Here is a 6,348-nt window from a genome sequence, read left to right as displayed (position 1 = left end):
GGGGATATTTTGCAAAAACTCAAATCCGCCGATATTGTGCTTTTTGGCGAAGTTGTAAATTTTGCCCGACTTCGTCGCAGCGCCGATACTAAGCACGTTGCCGCTTAAATTTATATAATCAAACGCACCGCCTAACATCATCATCGCGGGCGGGTTTGGCGAAACGAGTAGGTTGTTCGCGCCGCCTATCATCACGCGTCCGGCGAATTCCGGCTTTAGCGCGTCCTCAATGCTTTCTAGCACCGCCACCTCGTGCACGCCGCCCACTCGCACCGAGCTAAATTTGGAAAAATCTATAAGCTGCGTCATTGCACGAAATTCGGGATAAACTCTATCATACGCGTCGTGAAATCGACCATCATCGAGACCATCCACGGCATCAAAAATATAATCACGACGACGACTAAAATGATCTTTGGCACGAAGCTTAGCGTCATCTCGTTTATCTGCGTCGTAGCCTGAAATATACTGATGATAAGGCCCGCGGATAGGCCAGCGAGCAACATAGGAAAGCTCAGATATAGCGCGATCTTAAAGGTTTCGATACCGAGTTCTATGAGCGTTGATTGCATTAGCTAAACCTTATATCGTTGTACTCGGTCGGCACGAGATAGTTTTCGGCCTTGATCGGTAGCGGATAAAATCCGCGTTCATAGCCAAGCGCAAACAGTCTATTTACCGCCTTTATCTGCGTTTCGTTCATTGAGATGGAGTTACCATTTGCGTAGAGATTTAGATAGGTTTTTAGCTTTTCTTTATCGACGCGGATCAAATTTCGCTCCATCAGCATGTGCGACAAAAAGGGCTTATGCGCGGTGGCGATACGTACGCCCTCCGTTAGCACGCGCTCGCACTCGGTAGCGTCCGTTATCGGTAGGCTGCGGCGAACCGCCATGCCGCCTAGCGGCAGCGGTAGATTTTCGCCCGCTAGCTCGCTCCAGATGTCCCATATCTCGCGCTCCACGCAAAGCTCGTCCGAAAAGTCCAAAATACTCTCGTGTATCAGCACGCCCGCGTCCACCTCTCCGCTTAAAACCGCGCCCTCAATGTCGAGAAAGTTTTTATAAACTATGCGCGCCTGCGGGTATGCCATGCGAAAAAGCAGGGCGTTTGTCGTGTGTTTGCCGCTTAGCGCGACCTTGAAATTTCGTTTTAAAACCGCGCCCTTTTTCTTGACGAGCTTTGGTCCGTAGCCTTCGCCGAAGCTCACTGCCGTGCGCAAAAGCGCGTATTCGTCGCAAATGAGCGGATATAGCGCGAAGCTAATCGCCGTGGCCTCATAGGTGCCTTTTAGCGCCTCGTCGTTTAGCGTCTGGATGTCAAGTGCGGTGGCGCTAAATTTTAGATTTTTGGAGCTTACCCAGCCAAAATCAATCGCCTTATACATAAAAATATCGTCGGCGTCGGGCGAGTGAGCGACGTTTATATGCTTAAAAATCTTCAAATTTTATCCTTTTTGCTCCGCTTTAAATTTCGCGCGTAGTTTGATTGCGAAATTATAGTAAATTTTTGCTACAATCGCCATAAAAATGCGGAATTTATAAAGAAAAATATGGAAAATCAGGCGTATTTAAAAGAGCAAATTTTAACTTATCTTGGCAACAAACGCTCGCTTTTAGGCTTTATCGAACAAGGCGTAAATATCGCAAAACAGGCGCTTGGCAAAGAAAAGCTAAGCTGCTGCGACCTTTTTAGCGGCAGCGGCATCGTGTCGCGGTTTTTTAAATCCCACGCAAATTTTATCGTCGCAAACGACCTGGAGCTTTATAGCCGCGTCACAAACGAGTGCTACCTCGCAAACGCGGACGCGAAATTTAAAAAAGAGCTTGATTTTTGGCATGAAAAACTAACTCGAGAGATCGCCGCAAATTTGCGTGAGGGCTTTATCTGCGAGCTTTACGCGCCAAAGGACGAGGCAAATATTTTGGCAACTGACCGCGTCTTTTACACGAAGAAAAACGCCGCCTATATCGACACTGCGCGCCAGATGATCGATGCGCTCGTGCCGCAGGAGCTGCGTGTTTTTTTCGTCGCGCCGCTGCTTTATTCGGCTAGCGTGCACGCCAATACCAGCGGCATTTTCAAGGGCTTTCATAAAAACAAGGACGGCCTGGGGCAGTTTGGTGGACGCGGCAAGCACGCGCTATCTCGCATCACGGCCGATATCGGCTTGCTTAAGCCCGTTTTTTCAAATTTTAACGTCAAATTTGACGTGCAAAGGCAAGACGCAAATGAGCTTGCCGCCGAGCTTCCACCGTTTGATCTAGTCTATCTTGATCCGCCCTATAACCAGCACCCCTACGGCTCGAACTACTTTATGTTAAATTTGATCGCTAGCTACGAGCGTCCGAGCGAAATTTCGCGGGTTTCGGGCATCGCTAGAGGCTGGAACCGCTCGGTTTTTAATCAAAAATCAGCCGCCGCGCCCGCGTTTTTCGAGCTAATCTCAAAACTAAAAGCTAAATTCGTGCTCATCTCGTTTAACTCCGAGGGCTTCATCGCGCGAGAGGAATTTAGCCAAAATTTAGCCGAGCTCGGCGAAGTGCAAATTTTGGAACAAAAATACAACGCCTTTCGCGGCAGCAGAAATCTAGCCAGCCGCCCGACGCACGTTAGCGAGCTACTTTACGTTTTAAAAAAGGCGTAAATTTAGGCTAAATTTGACTGCGCCCAGACCCGTTTCAAATTTGCACGAATAATCAAAAATTCATCTCAAATTTGATAAAATCAGCCCGATTATTTTAAATTTAAGGAAGCCGATGGCAAAAGAAAAAGAAGAGAAAAAGATAGCCCCGCCGACAAACGACTCGGACAAGAAAAAGGCCTTAGACGCGGCTTTAAAGCAGATAGACAAAGCATTTGGCAAGGGTACGCTGATCCGTCTGGGCGACAAGCAAGTCGAGGCCATAGATAGTATCTCCACGGGTTCGCTAGGACTTGACCTGGCCCTTGGTATCGGCGGTATCCCAAAGGGCCGTATCATTGAGGTTTACGGGCCTGAGAGCTCGGGTAAAACGACTCTAACCCTACACATCATCGCCGAAGCGCAAAAAGCGGGAGCCACGTGCGCCTTTATCGACGCCGAGCACGCGCTAGACGTGAAATACGCGGCAAATTTGGGTGTAGATACCGAAAATCTCTACGTCAGTCAGCCGGATTTTGGTGAGCAGGCGCTAGAGATCGTAGAAAACCTCGCTAGAAGCGGCGCGGTCGAGCTGATCGTAGTTGATAGCGTCGCGGCTCTAACGCCAAAGAGCGAGATCGAGGGCGACATGGGCGATCAGCACGTAGGTCTGCAAGCGCGCCTAATGAGCCAGGCTCTGCGCAAACTAGCCGGCGTCGTGCACAAGATGAATACGACCGTGATCTTTATCAACCAAATTCGTATGAAAATCGGCGCGATGGGATATGGTACGCCTGAGACCACTACGGGCGGTAACGCGCTTAAATTTTACGCCTCAGTGCGCCTAGACGTGCGAAAAATCGCCACTCTAAAACAAAACGAAGAGCCTATCGGCAACCGCACGAAGGTAAAAGTCGTGAAAAACAAGGTCGCACCTCCGTTTAAAACGGCGGAATTTGACATAATGTTTGGCGAGGGTATCAGTCGCGACGGCGAGATCATTGACTACGGCGTGAAGCTAGATATCATCGACAAAAGCGGCGCGTGGTTTAGCTACAAAGCCGCCAAAATCGGACAAGGCCGCGAAAACGCAAAAGCCTATCTCAAAGAGCACTCGGAGATCTCCGACGAGATTGTAGCCACGATAAAAAACTCGATCGGCCTAGATAAGCTAATAAGCAGCTCAGGCGGCAAAGACGAAGACGGCGAAAGCATAGAAGAAAATACGGAGGAATAAAATAATGGTATTTATAGAAGACGTAACGGCGATAGAGGTACTTGACAGCCGCGGCAACCCGACCGTGAAGGCGACAGTCGCTCTAAGCGACGGCACCGTAGCAAGCGCGATAGTCCCAAGCGGCGCAAGCACGGGCAAACGCGAGGCGCTGGAGCTTCGCGATAAAGACGAAAGATACTGCGGCAAGGGCGTACTAAAGGCCGTTGAAAACGTAAATTCGCAGATCGCAGAGGCTGTGATCGGGCTGGATGCCTTCGATCAAAAGGCGCTTGATGATGAAATGCGCGAGCTCGACGGCACCGATAACTACTCAAATTTAGGCGCAAACGCCGTGCTTGGCGTATCTATGGCGGTAGCGCGTGCGGCAGCCAAAAGCCTTGACGTGCCTTTGTATCGCTACCTAGGCGGCGCAAACGCTAGCGTACTGCCGGTGCCGATGTTTAATATCATCAACGGCGGCGCGCACGCGAACAACAGCGTGGATTTTCAAGAATTTATGATTATGCCGTTTGGATTTGAGAAATTTAGCGACGCGCTGCGAGCGGCGACTGAGATTTACCACACGCTAAAAGGCCTTCTAAACGCGGCTGGCCACAGCACGGCCGTCGGCGACGAGGGCGGATTTGCGCCAAATTTAAACGATAACGAAGAGCCGATCAAACTCATCATGCAAGCCATCGAAAAAGCGGGCTATAAAGCAGGCGAGCAGATCAAACTAGCCCTTGACGTCGCGGCTAGCGAGCTGTACGAAAACGGCAAATATAAGCTAGAAGGCAAGGAATTTAGCAGCGAAGAGCTGATAGAGCGATACGCGCAGCTTTGCGAGAAGTATCCGATATTTTCGATCGAAGACGGCCTAAGCGAGGACGACTGGGCGGGCTGGGCGAAGCTAACTAGCAGGCTTGGCTCTAAAGTGCAGCTCGTGGGCGACGATCTATTTGTAACGAACGAGAAAATTTTACGCGAAGGCATCGCCAAAGGCGTAGGCAACGCGATTTTAATAAAACCAAATCAAATCGGCACCGTCAGCCAAACTATGCAGACGATCCGCCTAGCGCAGCGCAAAGGCTACCGCTGCGTGATGAGCCACAGAAGCGGCGAGAGCGAGGATAGCTTTATTGCGGACTTCGCCGTCGCGATGAATACGGGCCAAATCAAAACGGGCGCGACCTCAAGAAGCGAACGCAACGCCAAATACAACCGCCTGCTTGAGATCGAGCGCGAAACGGACGAGTTTTTGGGAAATCAAATTTGAGCGAAGTCCTAGACGAATACGTCGAGAAAAAGCCGTTTGATTTCAGGCTTTTTCTCAGATTTACGCTTATAGCGTTTTGCGTGATATGTTTTGGTATCTACGTGGGCAACATAATCTTTGGCAAGCGCTCGCTAGACGTGATGCTAAGCCTGCAAGAGCAAAAAACGCAGCTAGAACGCGACGTCGAAACGCTAAAAAAACAAAACGCCCAGCTGCAAAAGGCGTATTTCGAGCTAAAAGAGCTTGAGCCAAGTAGCGGCGGCTGATTAGTCGGAAAATTTAAAAAACGGGGGAGTTATGAAAATCGGTAAAATTTGGCTTTTGGCGCTAGCCTGCGGGCTGGCTTTTGGCAGAGAAAATCCTTTTGCGCCCTCGGGCGATGTAAACGCGAGCATGACTAGCAGCAACGTCGTGGAAAATTTGCCGCCTTTTGAGAAGCAAAATTTCAAATTTCCCGCCGACGCTAGAAACTTCATCTCCGTCACGCTAAAATACAAAAGCCTCGACGGCAGTATCAAGGAAAAAACCGTCGATATAAACAAAAGCATCTCGTGGCAGGATGAGTTTTTGCTCAGCAAGATCGCAGTACCCGTCGTCGTAGAAAAGCCCGACGTCTCGGTCACTAAAGAGGAGCCAAAAGCCGCCGCGATAGACGTAGCGCCAAAGCCTGCCGAGCGCAATATGACAACGCAGGAGCCGCTAAAAGATGTCGTCATAAAGCCGCTTGAAAAGCCGCAACCGCAAAAGCAAATCGTCTATAAGCAGACGAAATTTGAGATCTATCCGATGCAGATCAAGATCCTCACGACCGACGAGAAGCTAAAGGACTACTCGATCAGCAAAGGCACCAAGGTCGTGATCGACTTTGCCTCGCAAACGGACGTAAACACGAGAAAAGACGAGCTTGACTGCGGCGCGTTTAAAACGGCTCTTTTTGGCTCGCACGGTAAATTTTACCGCGTAGTTTTTGATCTCGACGGCAGTTACAAGCACGAGATCGAAAAGACGCAGGACGGGTATCTGCTAAAGCTTTCTAGATAAATTTGATTTTTGCGCGTCGAGCTTTCGGCGTGTAGATTTGCACCGATAATTTCTCACGGCTAGGGTTAAATTTGAGCCTTCGCCGCGTTTTTAAATTCGGCTTCTAAATTTAGCCGAATTTGCCTTGATTTATTTTCCCTGCTTTTTCAGATCTTGCTCCCAAATTTCACTCAAATTTAACCGCCCTTTGGC

Annotated in this window: 7 protein-coding genes and 1 pseudogene; 5 read left to right on the top strand and 3 right to left on the bottom strand. The window is 49.6% G+C overall.

The window, feature by feature from the left end; genetic code table 11:
• The 3 genes and pseudogenes from murB to H740_RS09680 all read right to left on the bottom strand — a co-directional run.
• Positions 1-309 (bottom strand): annotated as a pseudogene (gene murB / locus H740_RS09690) (UDP-N-acetylmuramate dehydrogenase); the annotation flags it as partial.
• Positions 306-572, bottom strand: coding sequence for a flagellar biosynthesis protein FliQ (gene fliQ, locus H740_RS09685; RefSeq protein WP_002953589.1), 267 nt, complete (start codon positions 570-572; stop codon positions 306-308). The gene fliQ and the pseudogene murB, both read right to left, overlap by 4 nt.
• Positions 572-1,438, bottom strand: coding sequence for a menaquinone biosynthesis family protein (locus tag H740_RS09680; protein ID WP_197273071.1), 867 nt, complete (start codon positions 1,436-1,438; stop codon positions 572-574). Before H740_RS09680 ends, fliQ begins: the two co-directional genes overlap by 1 nt.
• Positions 1,439-1,552: 114 nt before the next feature.
• Here H740_RS09680 and H740_RS09675 point away from each other — a divergent pair, with 114 nt between their 5' ends.
• From H740_RS09675 to H740_RS09655, 5 genes are all read left to right on the top strand, one after another.
• Positions 1,553-2,647, top strand: coding sequence for a DNA adenine methylase (locus tag H740_RS09675; RefSeq protein WP_002953586.1), 1,095 nt, complete (start codon positions 1,553-1,555; stop codon positions 2,645-2,647).
• Positions 2,648-2,759: 112 nt separating this feature from the next.
• Positions 2,760-3,860: a recombinase RecA gene (gene recA / locus H740_RS09670; protein WP_002953585.1), complete on the top strand. Its 1,101-nt coding sequence runs from the start codon at positions 2,760-2,762 to the stop codon at positions 3,858-3,860.
• Positions 3,861-3,864: 4 nt separating this feature from the next.
• Entirely contained in the window at positions 3,865-5,115 is a 1,251-nt protein-coding gene (gene eno / locus H740_RS09665) for a phosphopyruvate hydratase (RefSeq protein ID WP_002953584.1), read from the top strand.
• Positions 5,112-5,381: an FtsB family cell division protein gene (locus tag H740_RS09660; protein ID WP_002953583.1), complete on the top strand. Its 270-nt coding sequence runs from the start codon at positions 5,112-5,114 to the stop codon at positions 5,379-5,381. Before eno ends, H740_RS09660 begins: the two co-directional genes overlap by 4 nt.
• 31 nt (positions 5,382-5,412) lie before the next feature.
• Positions 5,413-6,156, top strand: a complete 744-nt coding sequence (locus H740_RS09655; protein ID WP_002953582.1) for an AMIN domain-containing protein — start codon at positions 5,413-5,415, stop codon at positions 6,154-6,156.
• Positions 6,157-6,348 lie beyond the last annotated feature (192 nt).

Origin of the sequence: Campylobacter showae CC57C (assembly GCF_000344295.2) — a bacterium.
GTDB lineage: Bacteria > Campylobacterota > Campylobacteria > Campylobacterales > Campylobacteraceae > Campylobacter_A > Campylobacter_A showae_B.
This window is presented reverse-complemented; position numbering and strand designations above follow the sequence as displayed.

Coding starts and splice junctions, on each gene's coding strand:
- recA (WP_002953585.1), top strand. CDS start 2,760: ATGGCAAAAGAAAAAGAAGAGAAAAAGATAGCCCCGCCGACAAACGAC.
- H740_RS09675 (WP_002953586.1), top strand. CDS start 1,553: ATGGAAAATCAGGCGTATTTAAAAGAGCAAATTTTAACTTATCTTGGC.
- eno (WP_002953584.1), top strand. CDS start 3,865: ATGGTATTTATAGAAGACGTAACGGCGATAGAGGTACTTGACAGCCGC.
- H740_RS09655 (WP_002953582.1), top strand. CDS start 5,413: ATGAAAATCGGTAAAATTTGGCTTTTGGCGCTAGCCTGCGGGCTGGCT.
- fliQ (WP_002953589.1), bottom strand. CDS start 572: ATGCAATCAACGCTCATAGAACTCGGTATCGAAACCTTTAAGATCGCG.